Annotated in this window: 23 protein-coding genes and 2 pseudogenes; 15 read left to right on the top strand and 10 right to left on the bottom strand. The window is 56.8% G+C overall.

All coding sequences use genetic code 11. The features are described 5' to 3' along the window. Positions 1-19: 19 nt before the first annotated feature. The 4 genes and pseudogenes from JNB88_RS31735 to JNB88_RS31750 all read right to left on the bottom strand — a co-directional run bounded on the left by JNB88_RS31735 (position 20) and on the right by JNB88_RS31750 (position 4,136). Positions 20-1,960 carry a cation:proton antiporter domain-containing protein gene (locus JNB88_RS31735; protein ID WP_220358941.1) on the bottom strand — a complete coding sequence of 647 codons (1,941 nt, stop codon included), beginning with the start codon at positions 1,958-1,960 and terminating at the stop codon, positions 20-22. A 3-nt stretch (positions 1,961-1,963) separates the two neighbouring features. Then, a complete protein-coding gene (locus JNB88_RS31740) occupies positions 1,964-2,566 on the bottom strand; it encodes an NAD(P)H-dependent oxidoreductase (protein ID WP_220358942.1) in 603 nt (200 codons plus the stop codon). 177 nt (positions 2,567-2,743) lie between these two features. After that, positions 2,744-3,421, bottom strand: a pseudogene (locus JNB88_RS31745) (alpha/beta fold hydrolase); the annotation flags it as partial. Between the two features lie 463 nt (positions 3,422-3,884). Continuing rightward, positions 3,885-4,136 carry a hypothetical protein gene (locus tag JNB88_RS31750; RefSeq protein WP_220358944.1) on the bottom strand — a complete coding sequence of 84 codons (252 nt, stop codon included), beginning with the start codon at positions 4,134-4,136 and terminating at the stop codon, positions 3,885-3,887. A 469-nt stretch (positions 4,137-4,605) separates the two neighbouring features. On the opposite strand from JNB88_RS31750, the gene JNB88_RS31755 reads away from it, so the two are divergent. Together JNB88_RS31755 and JNB88_RS31760 are read left to right on the top strand one after the other, a co-directional pair. Beyond that, positions 4,606-5,448 (top strand): alpha/beta fold hydrolase, encoded by an 843-nt coding sequence (locus JNB88_RS31755; RefSeq protein WP_420832238.1) that lies wholly within the window; start codon positions 4,606-4,608, stop codon positions 5,446-5,448. 965 nt (positions 5,449-6,413) lie between these two features. Next, positions 6,414-7,190 (top strand): alpha/beta fold hydrolase, encoded by a 777-nt coding sequence (locus tag JNB88_RS31760; protein WP_220358946.1) that lies wholly within the window; start codon positions 6,414-6,416, stop codon positions 7,188-7,190. A gap of 491 nt (positions 7,191-7,681) precedes the next feature. On the opposite strand, the gene JNB88_RS31765 is transcribed toward JNB88_RS31760, so the two are convergent. Further along, the gene (locus tag JNB88_RS31765; protein WP_220358947.1) at positions 7,682-8,566 is read right to left on the bottom strand and encodes an NAD(P)H-binding protein; all 885 of its coding nucleotides are present in this window, start codon (positions 8,564-8,566) and stop codon (positions 7,682-7,684) included. A 172-nt stretch (positions 8,567-8,738) separates the two neighbouring features. Continuing rightward, a complete protein-coding gene (locus JNB88_RS31770) occupies positions 8,739-8,957 on the bottom strand; it encodes a hypothetical protein (RefSeq protein ID WP_223217416.1) in 219 nt (72 codons plus the stop codon). 179 nt (positions 8,958-9,136) lie between these two features. Here JNB88_RS31770 and JNB88_RS31775 point away from each other — a divergent pair, with 179 nt between their 5' ends. From JNB88_RS31775 to JNB88_RS34020, 11 genes are all read left to right on the top strand, one after another. Then, a complete protein-coding gene (locus JNB88_RS31775; RefSeq protein WP_223217417.1) occupies positions 9,137-9,481 on the top strand; it encodes an SH3-like domain-containing protein in 345 nt (114 codons plus the stop codon). After that, positions 9,474-10,130: a nitrile hydratase subunit alpha gene (locus tag JNB88_RS31780; RefSeq protein ID WP_220358949.1), complete on the top strand. Its 657-nt coding sequence runs from the start codon at positions 9,474-9,476 to the stop codon at positions 10,128-10,130. The genes JNB88_RS31775 and JNB88_RS31780 overlap by 8 nt, the downstream gene beginning before the upstream one ends. Next, positions 10,130-10,474: an SH3-like domain-containing protein gene (locus JNB88_RS31785; protein WP_220358972.1), complete on the top strand. Its 345-nt coding sequence runs from the start codon at positions 10,130-10,132 to the stop codon at positions 10,472-10,474. Before JNB88_RS31780 ends, JNB88_RS31785 begins: the two co-directional genes overlap by 1 nt. After that, a complete protein-coding gene (locus JNB88_RS31790) occupies positions 10,449-11,195 on the top strand; it encodes an aquaporin (protein WP_220358950.1) in 747 nt (248 codons plus the stop codon). The genes JNB88_RS31785 and JNB88_RS31790 overlap by 26 nt, the downstream gene beginning before the upstream one ends. A gap of 134 nt (positions 11,196-11,329) precedes the next feature. After that, entirely contained in the window at positions 11,330-12,007 is a 678-nt protein-coding gene (locus JNB88_RS31795; protein WP_220358951.1) for an energy-coupling factor ABC transporter permease, read from the top strand. Positions 12,008-12,346: 339 nt separating this feature from the next. Beyond that, positions 12,347-12,622 carry a hypothetical protein gene (locus JNB88_RS31800; RefSeq protein WP_220358952.1) on the top strand — a complete coding sequence of 92 codons (276 nt, stop codon included), beginning with the start codon at positions 12,347-12,349 and terminating at the stop codon, positions 12,620-12,622. A 316-nt stretch (positions 12,623-12,938) separates the two neighbouring features. Continuing rightward, positions 12,939-14,483 (top strand): aldehyde dehydrogenase (NADP(+)), encoded by a 1,545-nt coding sequence (locus JNB88_RS31805; RefSeq protein WP_220358953.1) that lies wholly within the window; start codon positions 12,939-12,941, stop codon positions 14,481-14,483. 246 nt (positions 14,484-14,729) lie between these two features. After that, on the top strand, positions 14,730-15,188 hold the full coding sequence (locus JNB88_RS31810) for a hemerythrin domain-containing protein (RefSeq protein ID WP_220358954.1): 459 nt from the start codon (positions 14,730-14,732) through the stop codon (positions 15,186-15,188). A gap of 322 nt (positions 15,189-15,510) precedes the next feature. Continuing rightward, entirely contained in the window at positions 15,511-16,482 is a 972-nt protein-coding gene (locus JNB88_RS31815) for an MBL fold metallo-hydrolase (RefSeq protein ID WP_220358955.1), read from the top strand. 598 nt (positions 16,483-17,080) lie between these two features. Continuing rightward, positions 17,081-17,461 carry a Rossmann-fold NAD(P)-binding domain-containing protein gene (locus tag JNB88_RS34015; protein WP_223217418.1) on the top strand — a complete coding sequence of 127 codons (381 nt, stop codon included), beginning with the start codon at positions 17,081-17,083 and terminating at the stop codon, positions 17,459-17,461. Continuing rightward, positions 17,448-17,741 (top strand): Rossmann-fold NAD(P)-binding domain-containing protein, encoded by a 294-nt coding sequence (locus tag JNB88_RS34020; protein ID WP_223217419.1) that lies wholly within the window; start codon positions 17,448-17,450, stop codon positions 17,739-17,741. Before JNB88_RS34015 ends, JNB88_RS34020 begins: the two co-directional genes overlap by 14 nt. A gap of 248 nt (positions 17,742-17,989) precedes the next feature. Here JNB88_RS34020 and JNB88_RS31825 read toward each other — a convergent pair whose 3' ends face one another. Together JNB88_RS31825 and JNB88_RS31830 are read right to left on the bottom strand one after the other, a co-directional pair. Next, on the bottom strand, positions 17,990-18,679 hold the full coding sequence (locus JNB88_RS31825) for a GNAT family N-acetyltransferase (RefSeq protein ID WP_220358956.1): 690 nt from the start codon (positions 18,677-18,679) through the stop codon (positions 17,990-17,992). Between the two features lie 200 nt (positions 18,680-18,879). After that, positions 18,880-19,002, bottom strand: a pseudogene (locus JNB88_RS31830) (transposase domain-containing protein); the annotation flags it as partial. Between JNB88_RS31830 and JNB88_RS31835 the strand changes: the two are divergent. Continuing rightward, entirely contained in the window at positions 19,000-19,182 is a 183-nt protein-coding gene (locus JNB88_RS31835) for a ubiquitination-like system serine protease family protein (protein ID WP_220358957.1), read from the top strand. The pseudogene JNB88_RS31830 and the gene JNB88_RS31835 overlap by 3 nt on opposite strands. Before the next feature lie 477 nt (positions 19,183-19,659). On the opposite strand, the gene JNB88_RS34265 is transcribed toward JNB88_RS31835, so the two are convergent. After that, positions 19,660-19,785, bottom strand: a complete 126-nt coding sequence (locus JNB88_RS34265) for a hypothetical protein (protein ID WP_262928105.1) — start codon at positions 19,783-19,785, stop codon at positions 19,660-19,662. A 1,503-nt stretch (positions 19,786-21,288) separates the two neighbouring features. On the opposite strand from JNB88_RS34265, the gene JNB88_RS31840 reads away from it, so the two are divergent. After that, a complete protein-coding gene (locus JNB88_RS31840; protein ID WP_220358958.1) occupies positions 21,289-21,651 on the top strand; it encodes a hypothetical protein in 363 nt (120 codons plus the stop codon). 144 nt (positions 21,652-21,795) lie between these two features. Here the strand turns inward: JNB88_RS31840 and JNB88_RS31845 are convergent, their stop codons facing one another. Continuing rightward, the gene (locus tag JNB88_RS31845) at positions 21,796-22,176 is read right to left on the bottom strand and encodes a hypothetical protein (protein ID WP_220358959.1); all 381 of its coding nucleotides are present in this window, start codon (positions 22,174-22,176) and stop codon (positions 21,796-21,798) included. Between the last annotated feature and the right edge of the window lie 4 nt (positions 22,177-22,180).

A 22,180-nucleotide genomic window follows, 5' to 3' on the forward strand; every position in this document is an offset into this window, starting at 1 on the left:
TGAATCGCCCAGGCTTTCGTCACCGCTCCTCGCATCTACGGCTGTCTGCGCCTCTCAAGAAGCTTAATGCTCGTTGGTGTTCGGGGGGCACATGGATGGAGGCGGAATCCGGCGCGTTCCATCCCCTCGACACCATTTCGTCGTAACCGGAACGGTATCCCATCATCGCGTTCTCGATTACCTTTCCGATGTCGTTGAAACCAGCAATGAAATCGGGGTTGTTCGCCACAGGCGTGTCGCCATCGACTACGGCGGCCATCCGCGCCAAGCCCGCCGTATCTTGCTCCACGAACACCGTCTTCCGCTTCTCGACCTCGTAGGGGTGCATTCCGAGCGACTGCAACGCCATCCCAGCCGCTTGCATCGAACCGTCGAACAACTCGCGAACGATGTGGTCCGCTCCCGCATCCACCAACTTGTAGTAATGGAGACGGTCGTATGCGCGAACAATGATCAGGATGCCGGGATTAATTCTGCGTGCGTAGGAAACGATCTCCGTCGCGCGGTCAGGGTCATCTATCGCAACGATGAGCAATGCCGCGTGGCCTAACCCGGCCGAATCCAGTAGATCTGGACGTCCTGCATCTCCGAAAAACGACTTCACTCCGAATTTTCGCACATTGTCGACAACGTCTGCTCGATAATCCAGGACGACAGGTTTGTAACCGTTCGCGAGAAGCATTCGGTTCACGATCTGCCCGAAGCGCCCTACCCCCGCGAGGATGATCGTGCCCTCATCCGGCTGATCAACTGTTCTGCGATGGCCTCCGCGTCTCTCGAGCATGACTACGATCCGGTCGGAAAGCGCGAACAGTAGGGGTGTGACGACCATACCGAATGTGATGACCAGGACCGATACCGAAACCAATTGAGGAGACAGAATTCCACGATCTCCGCTGATCGACAGCAGAACGAAGCCGAACTCCCCTGCCTGTGCAAGCCCAAAAGCGAAAAGCCATCCAGAAGGTCCGCGGACGCGAAAATGCCAGGCCAGAGGAAGTAGGACCAGCACCTTAATCGTAATCAAACCCAGTGTGGCACAGACTACAACTGGCCAGTTCGCAAACAGTACCTCGGGAACGATTTTTGCTCCGATTGTCATGAAGAACAATCCTAGCAAAAGCCCCTTAAATGGTTCGATGTCGTTCTGCAACTCATGCTTGAACTCGCTGTTTGCGAGAACAACACCTCCCAGGAACGCACCAAGTGCGGGCGAAACGCCTACCGCAGACATGAGAGCTGTTATAGCGACGACTACTAGCAGTGCCGCAGCGGTGAACACCTCGCGAAGTCCCAGAAGGGCTATGGTCCGGAAGATCGGGCGTGACAGGAAATGCGCCACAGCAACCACTACTCCAACTGCCGCGACGGTGATGATCGCCGAAATCCAGCCGGGGAGCCCTGCCAACAAATCAGTACTTCCATGCCCCGTCGGTGATCCATGGCCGTTCCCGGCGATCAGCGGAATACACGCGAGCATGGGGATCACCGCCAGATCCTGGAACAGAAGCACCGCGAAGCTCGCCTGCCCACCATCCGATCTGAGAAGGCCTTTCTCTTCGAGGGTTTGGAGAACGATAGCGGTGGAAGATAGGGCCGCTACAAAGCCAAAAAGCACGGCTTGGCGCCAATCGAAACCGAGACCAATCCCGGCGATCGTTACTACAGCGATTGTGGCGACAACCTGCAGCCCGCCAAGGCCGAGGAGCTTGCCTCTGAGCCGCCAGACCATCTGGGGGTCGATCTCCAGGCCGATCAGGAATAGCATCATGACAATGCCGAATTCCGAGAACTGTTCGAGGTTTGCTGATCCCGCCATCGAGATCTGGGAGACAGGGCCAATCAGGACGCCAGCGGCGATATAGCCGACTACGGAACCCAGTCCGATGCGCTGCGACACGATAACAGCGAGGACCGCCGCAGCAAGATAGCAAAGTGCGTAGGATGCGAAGCCTTCCAACGGTCAGTTCCTCACCAGATCAGGTAGATCAAAGCTCCCGAAAGTCGGCAGCCGACGGACATCTGCGATGGCAAGCCTGTCATCGCGAAGTGCGGCGAGGAGCCGCGGGTAGGATTGAATGTGATGTTGCGCCACCTCCTCGTCGAGATGATTGGCGGAATAAAGAACAAAGGGAGGAAGATACTCCATACCGCAGAGCGTAGCTGTCTGTTCAAGCGGATAGAGAAACTGCTCAACGACCCGTCGGTTGCCGCCGTTTTCCGAGTAGTCCGACTTGCTGCCACCAGTGGTGATACAAGCCATCAAATGCTTTCCCGCCAGCATCTTGCCCCGTGGGCCGTAGGCAAAGCCGTACTCGAGAACCAGGTCCTGCCATTGCTTGAGAAGAGCCGGGGTCGAATACCAGAATACGGGAAACTGGAAGACAACGATGTCGTGTTCCAGAAGCCGACGCTGTTCGCGATCCACGTCTATGGAGAAGCGGGGATACTCTGCGTAGAGATCGACGAACGTCACGCTCTCTAAGCCTTTGGCGCTTGCCGCCATCGCCGTGTTGATACTGGACTTCCGCTGCGCCGGATGCGCAAACAGAACTAGAACTCGCATCTATTTTCTTCCTCTGGAACATGAAGACGCGACCTTGTGTTTGACCACTCGGTCCAATCGCGTCGCGTTATCGGCGCTCCGGGAAGGTTTTTATTGAAGGATCGCGTCCTTGCCTCGTTGAGGCGATAATTCGTGGAGGCTTTTCCGATCCCTGCAACTCTCGAAGTCTCGACGCTATCAGCGCCGATGATTGACGGCGCCCATTAAATTGTAGTCCGCACCAATCCAGCGTTGGATTTCGGCACCATACTCTTCCGCTGCGTCCTCCCAAATAAGGTGGCCACCATCTAGGAGAATCTGTCGGCAGAGACCGATGCGCTCCACGAGGAATTCGCCGTTGGCAGGCGGGACGATCGGGTCGTGACGCCCCGCGAGCACAAGGACAGGCGCTTCTATCTGCGGGAGGATCTTCTCGAGGACCGGGAGTTCCTCGGAATAGGACCGGACAAAATTCGTTGCCCGATCAAAGCGTCCGGCAGACGACGAGTGCCAGTAGTCTTCAATCACGGACGGCGGCGGCGTGTTCGCAGATGCGGCCGTTACAAAACCTACCGCGAGATCGCCCCCTTGCTCCTCTGCAAATGCGCCAGGTGGAGACGCGATCAGATCAACCAAACCGCCTGCAGCCAGCTCGACCCTCGTGGCGACGCTGCCGACAACGAGGCTTTCAAAAAGATCGGGACGGTCGGCTGCGGCAGAAAGCATGGCGAGAGCGCCAATATCGGGCCCGATACCGTGCATCCGTGTGATACCCAGGTTCCAAGCGGTCAGCACGATAAAACGAGCCATCCCCCTCGGAGACATGAGGTCCGAGCGGCCCTGCGACATGCCGAAGCCCGGCAAGTCAATGGCGACATAGGGAGCCCCTTTCCGATTGCTGCCAGAATTCCCCTAAACGCATAAATGCTCTCGGGCCAGGGACTGGTGATGACCACGGGGATCCCTTCGGGCCGTCCTCCCGTCGCCATGCGAACGTTGATGCCATCAATCTCCACGAAAGAAACCTGGCCTATATCTGGAAGTACGGTCGCCATCTCACGATCTCCATTCGCCCGTCTGTAGCGCGGTTGCGCCCATTGCCGGATCTGTGCCGGGAGGATTGAACATCGGTTTGCTTCAAGATTGTCTGATCGTGCGATCCTCGAGTCCGGCTCAACGGCGCTATCCTAGGCGGGCATCCACCCATAATTGCTTCAGTTTCGGCCAGCCGCAGAACTCCCTTGATGGCACCCCCCCATAGCTCGCAGCTAGCAAGCGAGACCGAAGGCCCCGGAACCCATGGAGGCGACTACGTTGCAGAACGAACCGCAGACAAGCATCAAGACTTATATCGGGTAACGGAGCTGGTCTTCACAGCAGCTGCGTAGGAATCACGCGAGGTCGCTGCACACAGGATCCCTTCCATGGCCGCCGCGGCATTGTGGATGCCCTGCCCCTCGAAATGGCCGAAGTTCAGAACGTCCAGTTTCCTTTGTCGCGCACCCGTCGCTACGACTACCGCCTTCGTCCGGTCAGTGCCCCCGTCAGACGGGCCAATCTCGAACAGCTTCTTGGTGCAATCGAACGACACAGTGCTTGAACTTCTGCGCCTTGATTTAGGGCGCGACCTGCGAGAGCTTCCCCGCAAATCCCACGACAACCGCCTTTCTGCTCCATCGGGTCATTCGGAGTGTGCGTTCTGACCTGGAACATGAATCGGCCGTGACTTCCGCAGTAGCGGCCCTCTCATCCTCTAGCGATAATCTGTCGGGCCATATTGAGCGATCCTATCCAGGGGCAGTCGAATGTCATCCATTTCAGATGATGAGCCCGTCGCGGCCTCCGCGCGTTTGTGCCCAAATATACAATAACGATGCCCGCTCCTCCCCTAACTTCCCGCCATGCCGAGACCCGGCGGAAACATGGAGCTACCTGTGACCTACGACCTTTCTCGCCGACAGACACTGATTGCGGGGGCAGCCGTCTCCTTTTCCATGTTTGTTCCCGTCGCCAACGCAGCAGACAAAAAGATAACCGCAACTATCGAAGGAGAGCTTGAAATGACCGAAGCATTCGTAAAGACCAAGGACGGCGTTGACTTGTACTACAAGGACTGGGGTCCCAAGGATGCCCAGCCGATCGTCTTCCATCACGGCTGGCCGTTGTCTTCCGATGACTGGGACGCGCAGATGCTTTTCTTCGTCCAGCACGGCTATCGCGTCGTCGCTCACGACCGCCGGGGCCACGGTCGCTCCTCGCAGGTAGCTGATGGCCACAATATGGATCAGTATGCGGCCGACGCTTCCGCAGTCTACGAGCATCTGAACCTCAAGAACGCCGTTCATATCGGCCACTCAACGGGTGGCGGCGAAGTTGCCCGGTACGTCGCAAAATATGGGGAGCCTCAGAAGCGCGTCGCGAAGGCGGTGCTTGTCTCAGCAGTCCCACCACTGATGCTCAAGACCGAATCCAACCCCGACGGCCTTCCGATGGAAGTCTTCGACGGTCTCCGCAGCGGCCTCTCAGCTAACCGCGCACAATTCTACCTGGACCTCGCTTCCGGTCCGTTCTACGGCTTCAACCGCGAAGGCGCTAAGGTTTATCCGGGAGTTATCCAGAATTGGTGGCGGCAGGGTATGATTGGTGGCGCGAAGGCGCACTACGATGGCATCAAAGCATTCTCCGAGACCGATCAGACTGAAGATCTCAAGAAGATCACGGTTCCGACCCTGGTCATGCACGGCGACGATGACCAGATCGTCCCGATCGACGACGCGGCCCGCCTATCGGTGAAGCTGCTGAAGAACGGCACGCTCAAGGTCTATCCGGGCTACCCGCACGGCATGCTGACCACGTATGCAGACGTCATCAACCCGGATCTGCTCGCCTTTGTAAAGAGCTAATCTCCTAGCTGCATAGGCCATCGCGGGCGGGCTAAGTGGCGCGCTCGCGATGGCGACAACGGGTTGGCTAAAACCTAACCGAGTTCGATCAGCGCCATGGAAATCACGTGCTGGACCATCCCGGAGTTGCTCTTCCTGGCAACTTCACAGGCCGCAATGCAATGTTCGGCCAGGTCGGATTCTGTTGATCAAGCCAATATCCAGTCCGGTGCACACACCCACTGCGCGTTGCATCCGGGGAACGAATAACCGAGAGCCTGCAGCTTCACCATACGTGGATTCGAGGCAGCAACCCGGAAGGTGTGTCTAAAAGGCGATTCGGTTCGCAGAGGCTTCAATCGCATACGAAATCTCGCGCGATACGCGCTGTGGAGTAGGTCGACGACACCACGCAGGGAATCCTTCAGGACCGATTGTTTTGGCTACGCCAAGATGCTGGCAGAAAGTCGCTTCCGTTCTAAACGCATCGGCGGCGACATCCCCACATGTAGATCCCGTAGTCCATGTCCGTTCCACCTGGCGCAGTAAGCCGTTTTGAGTGATGCCTACCCATGTGATCTTTTATCCCAGCTTGAGTCACAACAACCCAGCACTTCATCGCACGACGCGACAAGACACCTGCGAGCGGAGAGCGGCATTTCACGGCCGCAGGAAAGAAGACCTGACTCGAATTGATCCAGTTCGGCCTCTCCGGCAAAGCGGAGCTGCTCAGGCTCCACGGTGAAATTCTACTCCACCGCGGCAATGATAGCGGCAGATGCTTCTCGGGGCCTACAGGTAGCCGAAGTGACCTTGTCCCTGTCCTTCATGGTAACCAAAGCGATCTGAGTGCCCCTTCTGTGGATTTCCGGCGAGACCAACATCGACTTTGTTCTTGTAGCAGGCGTCCATTTGACTAAATGTACAATATCTTGGGCCTGACATCGCGCATTCTCGGACCGTCGAAAATCGAACGAGGATGTCCCATGTTCAAGAGACTAATCGCACCTGCATTGCTTGCCACCTCACTGGCTAGTGTTCCGGCCCACGCGGCCAGCACAAAGCCGATGATCGTCCTGGTCCATGGTGCGTTCGCGGACGCGTCCAGCTGGAATGGCGTCATCGGAAAACTTGAATCCGATGGTTATCGCGTCATTGCGGTGGCAAACCCACTGCGTAGCGTCAAGGGCGACAGCGCATACCTCAAGCAAATCATCGCGAATCTTGATACGCCCGTTGTGCTCGTCGGACATTCCTACGGCGGCGCGGTGATCTCAGAAGCGGCAACGAAGGACGGCAAGATCAAGTCGCTGGTATATGTCTCGGCATTCGCTCCGGAACCCGGGGAATCCGCGCTCACGCTTTCCGGCAAGTTCCCGGGAAGCACCCTTTCATCGACGCTCGACAAACCCGTCGAGCTGGAGAGCGGCGTAAAGGACCTTTACATACAGCAGGATAAGTTCCACAAGCAGTTCGCAGCAGACGTGTCGACAAAGGCCGCCGCCGCTATGGCTGCCGCGCAGCGTCCAGTCACCGATGTCGCGCTTGGCGAAGCGGCAACGAATGCCGGGTGGAAGGAAATTCCTTCTTGGTCGATATTCGGTTCCGCTGACAAGAACATCCCACCGGAAGCTATGAAGTGGATGGCCAAGCGTGCGAACGCCAAGGAAACCATCGAGGTCAGGGGTGCTTCGCATGTCGTGATGGTTTCCCATCCGGACCGAGTGGCAAAGGTGATCGAAGACGCGGCTGAAGCCAACTAGCTAGAGTGTTGGGCCATCCTCGCATGGGGGCGGCCCGCCCCTTGTCACTACCACGGCCAGCAGCGACGACGGCACCAAGTCGCGTGTTAGTCTTGCCACCGGCGATCTATCGGCTGTTCGTCACAAACAGTTGAAGCCGCCGGTGCCAATTGCATTTTCGAAAGCTTTCGATTCCGGCGCAACACCAAGCTCTGGGCGTTGCGACTGAGGTGGCATCCGGAACGTCCCCCTCCGCCAAATGCCATGGCCCGGTTTCCCGTCGCCGTCTCGGCTTCCTGAGCCAGGATCGGGGCGTTCCTCGCCTCGACAGCACAGGCGCTACAAGCGCCCTCCACGGTCGAGCCTCGGACTGCCGCTTCAGTAAAACCGCTTTTGGTCAGCTGCTTATAGTTCGATGCGGTCCCTGCCCCCCGGTCGGTGTCCGCGAGACCATTCTTCCAAAGCCAAACTTTGGGGGCGAACCAGCCCCCCAGGGCCGAAGGGAAAGACGACTATTTGACAGGCTGGAACGCAGCAAGGTTCTCTTTCAGCCAGGCGAAAGCTGACCGGGGTGGTTGACCGGTGAGTTCAAAAACCGTGGATGTCGTTTCCGCCTGGACTGATAGCTTGAATAGGCGATCAAGCCCAAGCTGAAGGTCAGCGATCATCTCGCTCAGCCCTGCTTCCAACAGCACTTTGCGGTGCTCCTCAGGCGTGCGATGGTCGTATGAAATCTGTGCGCCGAGCAGACGGGATAGTTCGGCGGCGACTTCAGGCATGCTGACTGATGCTGGACCAGTAAGATGATAGGCCCGCTGCGCCTGAAGATTTTCTTGATTGAGAAGTACTGCGAGCGCGACGTCCGCGACGTCCCGGGTGTCGATGAGGTTGACCCGCCCCTCGCCCGCGGCGCCGCCCCACGTCCCTTGAGCCACAAAAGCCGCTCTGCGCTTCAATATATCAACGAAGGTCGACGGGCGAAGTAGCGTGTACCCAACATCGCGTGTGGCGAGATGGGCCTCGATCTTTGCGTGCCAGTCAAAGGGATGAAGTCTTACAGGCGGCCCCATGACCGAGACCTTCACAATGTGCGCGACTCCGGCAGCCACCGCCGCATCAATCACGGCGATCTCGTTCTCTACCTGTCGTGCACTCGTTCCGTGCGCGACAAAGAGTTGATCGGCTCCTTCGACAGCTGTCGATAGAGTGGATGGTTTTTCGAAGTCGACAACCATCGGTGCGATACCGTGGGGCAGTCGGTCCGTTGAGGGATCACGTGACAGCGCAACGATTTCTACGTCTTCTTTGACGAGCTTCGAGAGTAACGCAGAACCGATCTGGCCTGTAGCGCCAGCCACTGCGATGCGGAGTGAGCGTTTAGTGAGTGTGTCAGACATGATCTACCTTTTGAAGCTCTTTGACGGCGGCAACTGGGGTCGCCGAACAGACAGGATTAGTATGCTCGATCCTTCGACGCGGGATGGAGATCGATAGAATCGCAGTTTCAGTGGGCGGCTGGAGATGGTGGGTTCATAGCCAGTTGATCGCCGAATGAACAAGCAGCAGAACTCACTCCATTCGTCCGGATGCGGGCGGGTCACTTGCCGGGAAGGACTCCATCAGGGCCTCTTCAACAAATTCTTCGGAATTCGAGTGGAGGAATGTTTGTTTTTCGAGGCCCAAATCTTCGAACTCTGGAAGCGTTTCGGCTCCATCCCGCAGATCTTCCGAAGCTTTAACGGGTGTTTTGATCATCGCCAGTTCTCCTTTCGGGGCAGATCTGGTCATGCGGCTCTCCTCCGGTATTGGACGATTCAACCCTCCACAAGCCTCATCGCTGAAACTCTCAAGCCTCATGAAGCGAGCTGCGTGATAGGCGCGAGGCAGCCGTCCGCAAGCACCGAATTTTACAATAAACTCGCTAGGTGCTGCCGTAGACCACCTCAACACGTTCGATGGAGGATCGGTTGAAAGCTGCAATCGAAAAAATCGCCGGCATAGTCCCGGCTCAGGGTGAGGTCCCAATTTTCCACGAGGGTGACGACGTTGCGATCGCAACCCGTTCGCCCATCGGGCACTACAGGATGCCTACCTATCTCCGTGGCAAGCACGGAAAGATCGAGGCCATTATGCCTGAAATGGCCGTCGACAACGAGGAAGAGGGATACGGCCGCAATGCGGGCTCCAAGGGCCATTATTACCGCGTCGCCATCCCGATGACCGAGATTTGGCCGGATTACGTCGGTTCGCCGAACGACGGCCTTCGAATTGAGATCTTCGAAAACTGGCTGGAGAAACTTTCCGATGTCTGATCAGCACGACCACGATCATGACCACCACCATGATCATAATCATACACCCATTACTGCCGACGAAAAGCCGGATTATTTCGATCTTATGGAGACTTCGGTTCGGGAGCTGCTAATCGAGCGGAAGCTTTTCGGAGCCGACGAAATCCGTCGTCAAATCGAAGTACTTGACTCGCGCACACCCGCTCTTGGGGCAAAAGTCGTCGCAAGGGCTTGGACGGATTCCCAGTTCAAATCTCGTCTTCTCGCAAATGGGCGCACCGGATGTGAGGAACTGGGCATCACCTTCTATGACGACACTCAATTGATCGTCCTAGAAAACACTCCTGACGTACACAATCTGATCGTTTGTACGCTCTGCTCATGTTATCCGCGCCCGGTTCTCGGTCTTCCGCCCGACTGGTACAAACTCAAGCCCTATCGCGCCCGCGCTGTCTACGAGCCACGCGTCGTTTTGGAGGAGTTCGGCACGTCGATACCTGACGATGTCGAGATCCGCGTCAGCGATTCCACGGCAATCGTCCGCTACCTGGTCTTGCCGATGCGACCCGCCGGAACCGAACATCTCACCGAAGCGCAACTGGCCGAGTTGGTTACCCGTGATGCCATGATTGGCGTCATCCAAGTCGATTACAAAAGAGAGGCAGCGTGATGGGTTCCGAAACTCTGGTAAGAAAACTTCCAAACGACATCGGTGGCGACGAAGCCGGTAAGATCGAACGCGTCGAGCACGAGCTGCTGCCTTGGGAAAAGCGATGCCACGCATTGGCCGACGTGCTCGACTTCCATAAGATCGTCAACACTGAAGAGAAACGACGGGGCGTAGAGGCTCTCGGAGCTGAGATGATCGGAAAGCTGTCGTATTACGAACGCTGGATCGTCGCCTTTGCCAATATCCTCTTCCAAAAGGGCATTTTGACGCCTGAAGAACTGGCGACAAAGATGTTGGAGGTCGAAAGAAGGTTTTCCGATGTCCCAAGTGCGCAACATAGCTAGATCAGGCGAACAGGGCTTGGTTCCCAGTTTCTTCGAGCACAACCCTCAATTGCCAGTCTTCAGGCGCGCGTTTGTCGAGGCGGTGGGTACGGCCTTCCTTGTCGTTGCGATGGTGGGATCTGGTATAGCTGCATCCAAGCACGTGCCAGCCGAGTCACTGGCTGCGTCTCTGCTCGTCGCAGTCTCGATAGCAGGAGCACTCGTCGGCCTAATAGTTGCCCTCGGGAAAGTGTCCGGTGGCCATTTCAACCCGCTGATCACCCTTGCCCAATGGCTCAACGGTGAGCGCGGGATCGCCTGTACGGTTGCTTATATCGTCGGGCAGACGATCGGCGGCACTCTCGGCGCTCTGCTTGCTGCTGCGATGTTCGGCTGTTTGCTCCGCACTGACTTGATCGCTGCTCCCTCGATTGGGGACCTCCTAAGTGAAATCGTAGCCGCAGCCGGATTGATGACAATCGTACTGGGTTGCGCTCGCAGCACGAAATGGGACACTGGACCGTTCGCCGTGGGTGCTTGGTTGGTGGCGGCTATTATCGCCACCCCCTCTACCTCATATGCAAACCCGGCGGTCACCCTTGCAGCGATCTTCGCGCCAGGCCTTGCGGGCCTTTCTCCAATGACTGCCGCTGCTTTCATTCTGGCACAGATCGTCGGAATGTTCATCGCTATGGCCATCAACAAGATAGCATTCGCCGCCGATACGCCCGTCACGGGTTAGGTGACGAACTACCGATCGAGCGCCATCAGCATTTGGTCCTCGATTGAAGCGCCTGAGTATCGCAGGCACATCCCTGCGGCAGACCGTGAATTCCATCATTCCCACAACAAGCACCAACCGCTTTGGAGAAAGCCATGCATATCGAACCAGGAATAGTAGACGGTTCCAAGATCGTACTCAGCTACGCAACAGCTGGAGCATCCGGTCTATTTACACTCAAGCTGGCAGGGGAAGAAATCAGCAGGCGCGGTGTTCTGTCTCTCGTCGCAAGAAGCATTGTCACGACTGCGTTGGTTTTCTGCTTCTTCGAGGTATTGCCACACTACCCCGTCGGCGTGTCAGAGGTACATCTCATCCTCGGATCCACCCTGTTTCTGCTTTTTGGCATGGCACCCGCGGCGATCGGACTCGCACTTGGTCTTCTCGCCCAAGGAATGTTCTTCGCGCCGTATGATCTGCCGCAATACGGCATGAATGTAACCACGCTTCTCGTACCACTCTTCGCTCTCCGGCTTGTTGCTACGCAAGCGATTGCGCCCGGAATGAGGTATGTCGACCTCTCTTACCGTCAGGCGCTGACCCTATCTGTTGCTTATCAGGCGGGAATCGTCACATGGGTAGCATTCTGGGCACTGTACGGCCACGGGATGGGCGCAGATAACCTCGCGTCCATCGGGACTTTCGGGCTCGCGTACATGTTGGTCGTAGCGATTGAACCCCTGGCAGATCTAGTCGTCCTCGCTGTAGCGAAGTCGAGCGCCAATGTCTCTCGGAGTTCGCTCTTCGAGCCTCGGCTGCTTGGACAGGATTGAACAACGACCAAATGTCGGGTGCTAGACATTGAGACGATACCCGGCGACACGGGTATAGGGTTAGTCTAGCGCCCTTTCCAATGTCATGAGGGCGCGGCCGTTTCGCGCCTCAATGCGGTTTCCGTCGCTCGTTCGTCTTTGGCAGAAGCTAGAAATCCATCCGAGCGAGAGAGACCTTGCGATTTGGCACTCGTCGACGCGATGCGATCGAGATGATGTTCATAATACCAAGGAGTTACCGGACGAGACTTATATAGAATATCGCACCTCCGGACGGTTCCATATCCTAGCCTCAATGACGACCCCGATCCCATTGGTAATCAAAGTGAGGAACCACGCATGTACAAAAAAAGCCAGCAGAGCCGACGCTACCTTACTCCTGCTCTTTTGGCAGCGATCGTGCTGACCGTGCCGATCAGGACCGCCTCGGCCACGTGGTTCCCGGACCTGATTTTTCCCAAGGTCGACGCCGTGCCAGACACAAAGGCCGACAGGATTGTCACAGGCACTATCCCACGGGGCGAAAGCCATACCGAACGCGATCGTTCGCCAAACGAAACCCGAAAGGGACCGTCGCGCGGCAATTCAGGGAACTCGAAGGAAGTCAAACCATGAGGTCATATTCACCGTATCAACGACGCATTAACGCTGTTGCCCGGGTCAGGGCCTTGCCCAGCTTCCACATCATCGTCAGCCTGTATTGCTTCAGCATGGGTGTACTGGCACTCGTGCTTGCTCTGAACCGAATCTGACGGGAAGCAGTTACCGCGGCACATTGGAATGGTCTGGCAGACTTCAAACATCATTTCTGCCAGGAGGGCCGCCCAAGGTAACATGGGCGGCCAGCGTGCGGGAGCTAGGAAGTACAGAATGTCCCGGCGGACGCCGCTCGAGGGATGACCCGGAGCGCAGTCAAATGATGGAGAAAACGATGGCTGTTAAAGGCGAACTTCTGATTGGGGAGGCGAGCTTCATCGGGAAAGGCAAAGCCTTTTTCGCAGTCGAGCAAACGACAGGCAACAGGCTCGGAGCAGCCTTTCATGGCGCGACCCCTGACGATGTCGAAAGGGCGGTGGCTTTGTCCTGGGAAGCCTTTCAGGCGTATCGCGAAACGCCCCTACATGAACGCGCGCTCTTCTTGGAGCGCATCGCCTTGAACATTCTGGCCCTCGGCGACGAGCTTGTGGACAGGGCAAGCGCCGAGACCGGGCTTCCCAAGAGCCGGATCGAGGGCGAGCGTGCGCGAACAGTCGGTCAGTTGCGGCTTTTCGCTAGCGAAGTTCGCGAAGGCCGCTTCCAGGAGTTGCGTCTCGATCCCGCTGACCCAAGTAGGATCCCCTTTCCCAAGCCGGACCTCAAGCTACGCAACATCGCTCTGGGGCCTGTCGCTGTGTTCGGATCTTCGAACTTTCCGCTAGCGTTCTCGGTGGCAGGAGGAGACACCGCGTCCGCTCTTGCTGCAGGCTGCCCGGTCATCGTTAAAGCGCATTCAGCACACCCAGGGACGTCGGAACTTGTCGGAAGGGCGATTCAGAGAGCCGTCGCCGACTCCGGCTTCGCTCCGGGTGTCTTCAGTTTGCTATTCGACGCCGGGCTCGAAGTGGGACAAGCCCTCGTCGCGGACGACCGAATTCGCGCTGTTGGCTTCACTGGCTCCCGGCGCGGAGGCCTGGCGTTGGCGGGTATCGCCTCAAAACGAAAACAGCCGATCCCTGTCTACGCCGAAATGAGCAGCATCAATCCGGTCATTATCTTTCCGTCCGCTCTCGAAAGTCGTGGGGACGAAATAGCAAAGGATTTCATCGGGTCGCTGACACTTGGGGCTGGCCAATTCTGCACAAACCCCGGATTGATTCTCATCGTCGAGGGACGCGGCGTCGATAAGTTCGTGTCCGCAGCCGCATCGTATATCGCGGAGGCTGCAGCCCAGACAATGTTGACAGCGGGCATCTGTGACGCCTTCAAAGGCCAGACCGCCAAGATGGAAGCCAAATCGACCGTTACTGTCGCTGGACGCGGATTCGCTGGGACCACGTTAGAGGGCCAGGCTGTCCTTTTCTCGACGACCGGGTCTGCGGTGCTGGAGGATCCGGAGCTGCAGGAAGAGATCTTTGGGGCAGCGAGCCTTGTAGTCAGGTGTGCTCACCAAGCGGAACTCGAACAAGTCCTCGCTTCACTCGAGGGTCAACTGACCGTAGCTCTCCAAATGAACGAGGCTGACACTGAGTTGGCACAGGGACTTCTACCTTCACTCGAGTTGCTGGCAGGGCGAATTCTAGTAAACAATTTCGCGACTGGGGTGGAGGTCTCTCCTGCGATGGTTCACGGCGGTCCCTTCCCCGCAACCTCTGACGGCAGATCGACCTCTGTGGGAACTCTGGCAATCTACCGTTTTCTGCGGCCAGTTTGCTATCAGGATTTTCCTGCGGCACTAACGCCTTCGGCCTTCCGGCTAGACAGAGGCGGCTCGGAATGAGAGCTAAGATCCTTTGGCACCTCATTCGACATCGAGAGTGGGGGTACGACACTATCCGGTCTAGCATTCCGCAATCACGAATCCGCTCGACCAACTCTTCACTAGGAAGAAATTCTTTGTTCAATTTCGCCTGGGCGGTACACCCCAATGAATGTTTTCGATCTCTTTGACAAAGGTCAGCGGCCCAAAGCCCCGCCCGTTCGCGGAGCGACAGACGTACATCGTTTGGCAGGAGGAAAGCTGGCGATGATCCACGAGATGCACATCGCTGCGCTCGAGGAGACAAAAAGCATGATGGACCGCGTCCAGAGCGGTGAAGACTCAACAGGTTCCCTCGCCCAGCAGGTGACCTCGTTGGAGCTGCTGGAAAACTATCGTAGGTTTGGAAATCTCTGCGGTCGGGAGTGCCAGTTCCTCGATTTTCACCATACATCGGAGGACAACGAAATCTTTCCCACGATCGCTGAGAAAGGTGGCGAGGGATTGAAACGTGTCATCGCGCGTCTGTCGGAAGAACATGCTGCCGTTCATCAGCTACTGAAAACGCTGGCGATGAACGTTGTCGTTTTACACGCCGACCCCGGTCCAGAGAATTTTGCAAGGACACGGGAAACGTTCGAGGTTCTCTACGAGGCTATCCTATCGCACTTTGGCTACGAGCAAGCCGAGCTCGCGGAAGCTATTGACTACTATGGCCTCCTTTAGGTCCTGCCTGAAGGACCGCGATATTCTTTCGGGTTGCCAGATACAATCGGTTTGACGCTTGATCTTGATCGCCGCGACATGGATCGCGTTTCCATCAAGCCCTGATTGGCGACGCCGTTTGCTGAGGTTCGCGTACGAAGTAACCGGGACGCGTCGCATCCGCACCAGTACCAAGTTGGCACTTACAATAACGCGAACTAGCTTTTGCCCCGATCAGTGTGCACCGGATGTTACAATAACATAGCGACGGTAATTGCTAAGAAGTCCTAGACGCGCGCCAGAGATGAACCCGGTCGCGAGTAAACCATCGTTGGAGGTCTTCATGAAAAATACGATTGCACCAAAACTTTCTCGCCGCGGCTTCTGCCTTTGCTGCATCGGTGTCGCGTCGATCGGCCTGGCTGGCGGCTGGCTCTCTCCACGCGAAGCTTACGCGGAAGCACATCAGCTTGTCGGAATGATTCGAGGTGCGGCCGCCAAGGCCGATATTGCCACGCACAAGCTGCGTGGTGGCGTCTACATTCTCGAAGGCTCTGGTGGCAACATCGCAGTTTTCGTTGGCAAAGACGGGAAAGTAATGATCGACGCCGGAATTACCGCAACGCGTCCGAAGATCGTACAGGCGCTCAACTCGCTAGGTTCGCAACCAGTAACTGACCTCATCAACACCCACTGGCACTTCGACCATGCCGATGGAAACGAGTGGGTACATGCTCAGGGCGCCACCATCATGGCACACGAGAATACCAAAAAGCGGTTGATGGAAACCCAGAGGGTGGCAGACTGGGATTTTACGTTCCCCCCTTCCCCGGCGGGTGCAATTCCCACCAAGGTTTTTTCTTCTGACAACGAGGTCGTGCTGCAGGGCTGCAAGCTTCACTTGGTCTGCTACGAGGCAGCTCACACCGACAGCGACGTCGGCGTCCACTTCGTTGATCAGAATATCCTGCACACTGGTGACACTTACTGGAACGGGATCTATCCCTTTATCGACTACTCGACGGGCGGAAGCATCGACGGGAAGATCGCCGCCTGCAAGAAGAGCCTGGAAATCGCTGACGATAAGACAATTGTTATCCCGGGGCATGGCAACCCCGTGAGCAATAAGGCCGAACTCAAGGCGTTCCACGACATGCTCGTCGCTGTTCGGGAAACCGTATCGAAGCTGAAGAACCAAGGGATGTCGGTCGGCGAGGTCGTTGCTGCAAAGCCGACCGCGAAGTTCGACAAGAAGTGGGGCCAGTTCGTTATTACTCCCGGCCTGTTTACCGAACTCGTCTACGAAGGTGTCTGAGTATCTCCGCCTAAAGGTCGAAGGATGGAGCCAAGATTGCCGGATTGACGCAGCCAAAACACCCTCAATTCTCGGGTTGAGGAAAGTAAGCCGCTTCCCATATGCGAGGCCGCTAGCCGACAAACGCGACTGCTCAACACTCTGAGAGCCCTTTCGCGGGTAGCGGCTGGCAGCGATCCGGTACGCTGAATGATGTTTCGGAACGGGCTCCCACGTCAGTGGAATTGCCGCGTTCTGGCAATCATATCTAAGTAGCCCTGTAACTTGTCGACTGACCACCCAGATAACTTGAAGGCAGAATATGATCTCTCACTCGAGCGCGACGGAGAGGTTTCCGACGCGTTCGCTTCCCGCCACCTTGCCTATTCGAACTCGCGACCTGGGCGCCAGCCTCGTGTGAAACCCTTTCTCATGCAGGCTTTCGCGATCTCCAGCTGTTCCTGAAGCTTCGCCCGATCCTCAAGCAGAGCTGCGATCGTCGCACGGGGATGACCCGCGGTTCTCAGGATCGGGGCGTTCCTCGCCCTGACAGCACAGGCGCGACAAGCGCCCTTCACGAAAAACTGCGCAATTCGGTAGCAAGTGCCACCAAGGTCCAATGCAACTTGAGGGCTGCTTTGTGCTCTCATCCTCGCTGTCCCTCAAAGGCGTCGAAGGCGCGTTCGTCATGTTGCCGCCTGTCTGGGCGCCGTCACCAGAGGGCGTGATTGCAAACTATGTTGAGGCGCTCACCAAGGCAGCGCCGCCGCGAGAAGTGGCACTTTCGTCTATGGGCGCGAACAAAACCAGCGGGCACGGGGTCATCGAGGCCTTGTCGCTTCTGGAGCAAGGTTTTCGCGACCTGGTATCGCCGGTCGCATTTGTGCGTGCAGGCGGATTCTTCGAAAATTTTCTTTTTCGGCTTGCAGGTCGCGCAGGGCGTAACGCTACCGGCCTTCTACAATCCGACAAACCGGAAATCGACCATGGTCGCGACTAACGACATCGGCGCGGAGGTCGCAACCCTTTTGACCGGGCCAGCATGGTCAGGGCGGCGCATCGTCGAGATGGGCTCGATGGTCAGCGCGGATGAAGTCGCCGAGCAATTGGGCAAAGTCCTGAATCTCGACGTGAAGGCCTTTGCAACCCCGCGTGCAGGACGGGCGGAAGCGTTGGAGCAATTCGGCATCCCGAAGGGCCACAGCGGACCTGCCGAAGAAATGTACGAGGCCGTGAATGCGGGATGGATGGACCTCGGCGTCGAGGGTAGGAACACGTAGCGGGGACTACGTCTGCACGCGATGTCTTCGAGGCTGCACAGACCGCCGCCAAGGCGTAAGCCCCGGAAGGATCGGGTATAAAGAAAACTACCTGCTTCCGCGTCGGACACATCGCGCGAGCCACCGCCGCTGTACCGATAGTGATGAACCAGTGGGATGTGCTCGACTTTGTTCCAATGCACGAAAGAGTTCGCCGTAAGCGATGTCCGTCTCACACCTGGGCAGGATAGATGCCTTGATTTCGTAACCTATTTTGTGAATCGCCCGCTCTGATTGAGCGTTGCGATCCCACAGATGAGCGTTGGTTCCAGCCGCAAACCGCAGGCTTCGACCATTCTTTGTGACGCAACATTACTTGCCGAGACGAGTTCGTAAATGTGACTAGCTTTGAGGTCTCGGAACACACGACTAATAATCAAGGCGTTGATCAGCTTGCCAAGTTCCTTGCCACGATGCGATTCCAACACTGCAACGAGACCGCCCCAAGCACAACTATGATATGGGCTGTAGACGTTATGCGGCATATATCCATGTGCGCAAGCGGCCACGTTGCCTTCGGTGTCGCCCATCACAACGGTTGTGGCGCTGCCGATTGCTCCAGTCAACATTGATCCGGAAAAGGGCACCAGACCAGCACCTGCCATCATCGCTTGAAGCCGCTGCACCTCATCGCTTTCCGGATCAGTTGGGGTCGGCCATAAAGAATATTCCGAAGGCAGCGACCGCCGCGCGAATTTCTCGGAAGCTGCGAGTGCCGTATCGCGGTCCGCGAGGAAGACATCCCAAGTATCGAGCCTGCATCCTCGGCTCGAAAGTTCAGACCTGATCTCTTCGATATGGGTCGCATTAATGAGCCGGAACCCGCAAACGCCGTCCCGTTCGATAATCTCGCCGATGCGATCCCATCCGAATTTCTCTGGATCATCACATCCCATCATACGACCGGCCTGATGCGCCGGGTGTAGCCGCGATGAATTCGGCCTCCAACTCCACCCGAGCCTGCAGGCGTTGTTGCATATTCGTTCCAAAATAACGCGCCATTCCGCCCTCCAGCAGCGAGCTACCATCGCTTAGAAGCTCGTCCGACCATAACAAAATAGACTCGGCTCGTCACGTTGGGGCGGCGGGTGGTCATTTGTCAGAAGTGCAGCCGCGCAACCCCGTAATTCCAAGGAAGCAGTTCAATGACCTGGCCTTGTTTGTGGCCTTTGACGATGGCGGTAAGGGTAGCGGTCAGATAAGCCTGCGGAGTGTCGGCATGCGGTGCCCGTGCGGATGCGGAGACAGGATCGAACTGATAATCCTGAAGGAGGCTCGGCCACGCTGGGATGTCAGCGTGAACAAGGCCAGAGAGCCGTCGCTCCGCCCATCAGTCTGGCGAAAGTCGGGGTGCACGTCTCACTTCTGGGTTCGCGAGGGGCGAATCCTTTGGTGCGAATAGGCTCGTCACGAGCCAGAACAATAACCCGGTTCAGCCGGAGAACTGTCGGAAGCTACAACCCCGCCATGCGGTTGTGGTCTCCTTGGTATCAGATGACAGCGGCGGCGCCTACTTCGGATAGCCTCCCAGATGTCGCACTTTTCCGAGGGGACCGTCCGTGGGTGTGATCGTTTTAGGTAAGTCGCGTGGGATTCCTTCGGCTTGCGCTGGGAAAGAGAACGCATTTTTGAAAGCATCAACAAGGGCCTTCCGAAAGCTGGCGGGTATGCGGACGGCACCTACTCCTACAATTGCTACCATATACCGGTGAAGCTCGACGCAGTCCTTTTCCAGCGTGAGAGGCTCGAATCCTGGAACTGGGATGGTATCGCGTTGAACAAGGAATCGATGCACAAGGTTGGCGACCAGCAAACGATCCAGTTCCGCACGTTCGAGCAGCTCAGGGGGGATTATGACGTTGTCTTCAATGACGACGGCTCAGGCGAAGCTGCGGATCTCGTTTGCCTCAAGGACGTCGACGACACCACGATCCGGCTGTGCCTCGTCCACTGCAAGGGTCCACATGAGGGACGGGTTTCGCAGAAAATTCGCAAGTTTGGACATTCGCAATTTCTATGTCGTTTGCGGCCAAGCACAGAAGAGCATCACCGCAAAGCACGCCGGACTTACAACGCTCTACCAGGATCTAAAGCGGCGCAACGAACTTTGGGGACGCGAGGGCTACAATCGATTCCTCAAGGGCGGCATAAAGGACCTCTCATATTTCAAAGAGAAGTCGCGCCGGGCGAAACTCGAGTTCGAGATGGTTCTTGTGCAGCCCGGAGGCTCTGTTGCTTCGATCACAGACGACGCTTTCCGTCTCCTTGCCACGACCCAACTCTACCTGCTGAGACCACACAGGCGAAGTTCCGCATCATCCTCTCTCCTTGATTTCGGAACAGCCACGCACGAGTATCGAAGCATGTCCCCAATCCTTGGTCTCGAAGATCTCAACAAGAGGTGCGCTCTTTGGCGTTGGCGCGAAAATACTCGATGAGGGCTCCATCTGTAACGGCAAGTTCGCGCTTCGAAAGGTCATCAAGCAGGCAAAGCAAGCGGTGATATCGGGGCCATCCCAAGAAAGGCGGTGGCGGCACCATCGCTGGTGCCTGAGATCGACAGTCGTTCACCAGAGCAGCTAGTGAGCGAGGCAGTTTAAAGCATGTTCCGTTTCATCAAGAAGGCCAGCTTTCGGTTCGATGAGGTCGAAGAAATATCAGCGGAATTTCAAGAGCAGATAGTAGCCTGTGTTTTGAGGTTGCGTCCTGTCGACGATGTCGAGGCCGATGAGGTTTCCGACTTCTTCGAACATCTCCAACGGCGGGATCTCTGGATAGCATGCGACTGCCAGGGAGATCCCGAAGCAGGCCCGGACGGCATAAGTCCGAGAGGAGATGCTCCTGTGCTACACGTAGTCGATGGAAAGACACTTCGGCGGCAAGCTGCAAGAGGCGGCCACCACCCCGAGAACTGCGACTTTGAGAAGCGCCGCGGGACGAAGGCCGCCAAGAAAGACAAGGATGACTTGCTAATAATCGAGGCGGCTCGTGAACCACGCGACCCGCCGGAGTCCTATCGAATCTATCGGAGATTTACGCAGAGAGGTGAGCGGTTCCAGCACGCTGGCGGAACTGCAGAGCGGAGACGTCGATTTTCCACCCACGCTCATCTCCTATTCACTCTCCTGGAGAGGGCGGATATCAATCGGTGGCGCTGGAAAGAGGACCGTGCGAAGCGGACGGCTCAATATGAGCGCATCCGGGAGCAGGCCAGCGCGCTGCCGATATCGCGCGAAATCTCGGTTGGCGATGTGATCGTTTCCTATCCGTCAATGGTCCTGCCTGAAACCACGAGTGCGGGGCAGCTTTCATTTGTTGACCGAATACGAAACCACTCCCCTATCTGGCCGCACGAAGGCCGACCTCTCATGGGTTCCTGTGTGGTGTAGCAAAATCCATCGTCGAGGAAACACTGACCTTCCACGACAATTCTGCCTCACACCTACTAACGCGGCCGAAGATCTTCGCCGAAGACGAGCTGGAAGCCCATGGGAGCTACATCTGTCTCGTGAGCCATGCTCAAGACAGTGAAACGACGGACGACTATCCTGCATTCGGCGCCTTCGTCCAGCCATCCTATTCCGAAAATTGCTGCCCCATGGACAGCAGCTACGAGAAGCGTACGCTGGACATTCTTCGAGATGCGCAGGCTGCTGCTGCTGTGGATGGACCAGCATTCGATATCGTAAAGCCGCTCGTGGATATGACCATAATCTTCAATGGCTTTGTCGAGCGCTGCAGACCTGATTTCGTTCTTGAGATCACGCCCGAGGGCAAAGATCCATACCTCCTACCCATCGAAACGATGGGCCGTGGGGACGCCGATTACTACACAAGCAAAGACGTCACCATCCACGCATGCGCGCTTTGAAAGGAGACATGGCCCTGGTCACCCATGACTGCAAACTGAGATCCAAGGGGGCCGTTGCCCGCGCGGACAAAGACTTCAAGGTCGCGTTGGATAGGGAACTCAGCAGGTTTCGCTGAGAAGGTCTAGGAACTCTTCAGCCTTAGACTACGAAACCGGATCTCTGATGGCAAAATGCTCTTCCAATTCGGCAATAACGGCGGCAGGAATTTTGGCCATCCCCAGATGAATATGATCGTAACTGAAGTACGAGCTGTCGGCGAACATCGAAAGCATCTCTGGAATAAGATCATTCAACTCATCTTCTAGCGCGTCCGGATCGATCGCGGTGCCGACAATGTAGTCGGTTGGGACCGCCATCACACCGTACAGAACCAGCCTTGCGTGGATGAGGTGATCTCCGTTCAGATGGATTCGCGCATGAAGCTCCGCGTGCCGCCAACTTGGGGGCTTCCAAGTTACTCCGGCCCTAACACGTCGCTCGACTATCAGCGATTGTCGGGCAGCCATTATTTTCTCATCATTCATCGCG

The sequence above is a fragment of the Rhizobium cauense genome, from assembly GCF_019511525.1.
Classification (GTDB): domain Bacteria; phylum Pseudomonadota; class Alphaproteobacteria; order Rhizobiales; family Rhizobiaceae; genus Rhizobium; species Rhizobium cauense.

What these genes read in the sequence shown, in the direction of transcription:
- JNB88_RS31740 (WP_220358942.1), bottom strand. Translation starts at nt 2,566, where the DNA reads ATGCGAGTTCTAGTTCTGTTTGCGCATCCGGCGCAGCGGAAGTCCAGT.
- JNB88_RS31755 (WP_420832238.1), top strand. Translation starts at nt 4,606, where the DNA reads ATGACCGAAGCATTCGTAAAGACCAAGGACGGCGTTGACTTGTACTAC.
- JNB88_RS31760 (WP_220358946.1), top strand. Translation starts at nt 6,414, where the DNA reads ATGTTCAAGAGACTAATCGCACCTGCATTGCTTGCCACCTCACTGGCT.
- JNB88_RS31765 (WP_220358947.1), bottom strand. Translation starts at nt 8,566, where the DNA reads ATGTCTGACACACTCACTAAACGCTCACTCCGCATCGCAGTGGCTGGC.
- JNB88_RS31770 (WP_223217416.1), bottom strand. Translation starts at nt 8,957, where the DNA reads ATGACCAGATCTGCCCCGAAAGGAGAACTGGCGATGATCAAAACACCC.
- JNB88_RS31780 (WP_220358949.1), top strand. Translation starts at nt 9,474, where the DNA reads ATGTCTGATCAGCACGACCACGATCATGACCACCACCATGATCATAAT.
- JNB88_RS31785 (WP_220358972.1), top strand. Translation starts at nt 10,130, where the DNA reads ATGGGTTCCGAAACTCTGGTAAGAAAACTTCCAAACGACATCGGTGGC.
- JNB88_RS31790 (WP_220358950.1), top strand. Translation starts at nt 10,449, where the DNA reads ATGTCCCAAGTGCGCAACATAGCTAGATCAGGCGAACAGGGCTTGGTT.
- JNB88_RS31795 (WP_220358951.1), top strand. Translation starts at nt 11,330, where the DNA reads ATGCATATCGAACCAGGAATAGTAGACGGTTCCAAGATCGTACTCAGC.
- JNB88_RS31800 (WP_220358952.1), top strand. Translation starts at nt 12,347, where the DNA reads ATGTACAAAAAAAGCCAGCAGAGCCGACGCTACCTTACTCCTGCTCTT.
- JNB88_RS31805 (WP_220358953.1), top strand. Translation starts at nt 12,939, where the DNA reads ATGGCTGTTAAAGGCGAACTTCTGATTGGGGAGGCGAGCTTCATCGGG.
- JNB88_RS31810 (WP_220358954.1), top strand. Translation starts at nt 14,730, where the DNA reads ATGATCCACGAGATGCACATCGCTGCGCTCGAGGAGACAAAAAGCATG.
- JNB88_RS31815 (WP_220358955.1), top strand. Translation starts at nt 15,511, where the DNA reads ATGAAAAATACGATTGCACCAAAACTTTCTCGCCGCGGCTTCTGCCTT.
- JNB88_RS34015 (WP_223217418.1), top strand. Translation starts at nt 17,081, where the DNA reads ATGCAACTTGAGGGCTGCTTTGTGCTCTCATCCTCGCTGTCCCTCAAA.
- JNB88_RS34020 (WP_223217419.1), top strand. Translation starts at nt 17,448, where the DNA reads ATGGTCGCGACTAACGACATCGGCGCGGAGGTCGCAACCCTTTTGACC.
- JNB88_RS31825 (WP_220358956.1), bottom strand. Translation starts at nt 18,679, where the DNA reads ATGATGGGATGTGATGATCCAGAGAAATTCGGATGGGATCGCATCGGC.
- JNB88_RS31835 (WP_220358957.1), top strand. Translation starts at nt 19,000, where the DNA reads ATGCGGTGCCCGTGCGGATGCGGAGACAGGATCGAACTGATAATCCTG.
- JNB88_RS34265 (WP_262928105.1), bottom strand. Translation starts at nt 19,785, where the DNA reads ATGTCCAAACTTGCGAATTTTCTGCGAAACCCGTCCCTCATGTGGACC.
- JNB88_RS31845 (WP_220358959.1), bottom strand. Translation starts at nt 22,176, where the DNA reads ATGAATGATGAGAAAATAATGGCTGCCCGACAATCGCTGATAGTCGAG.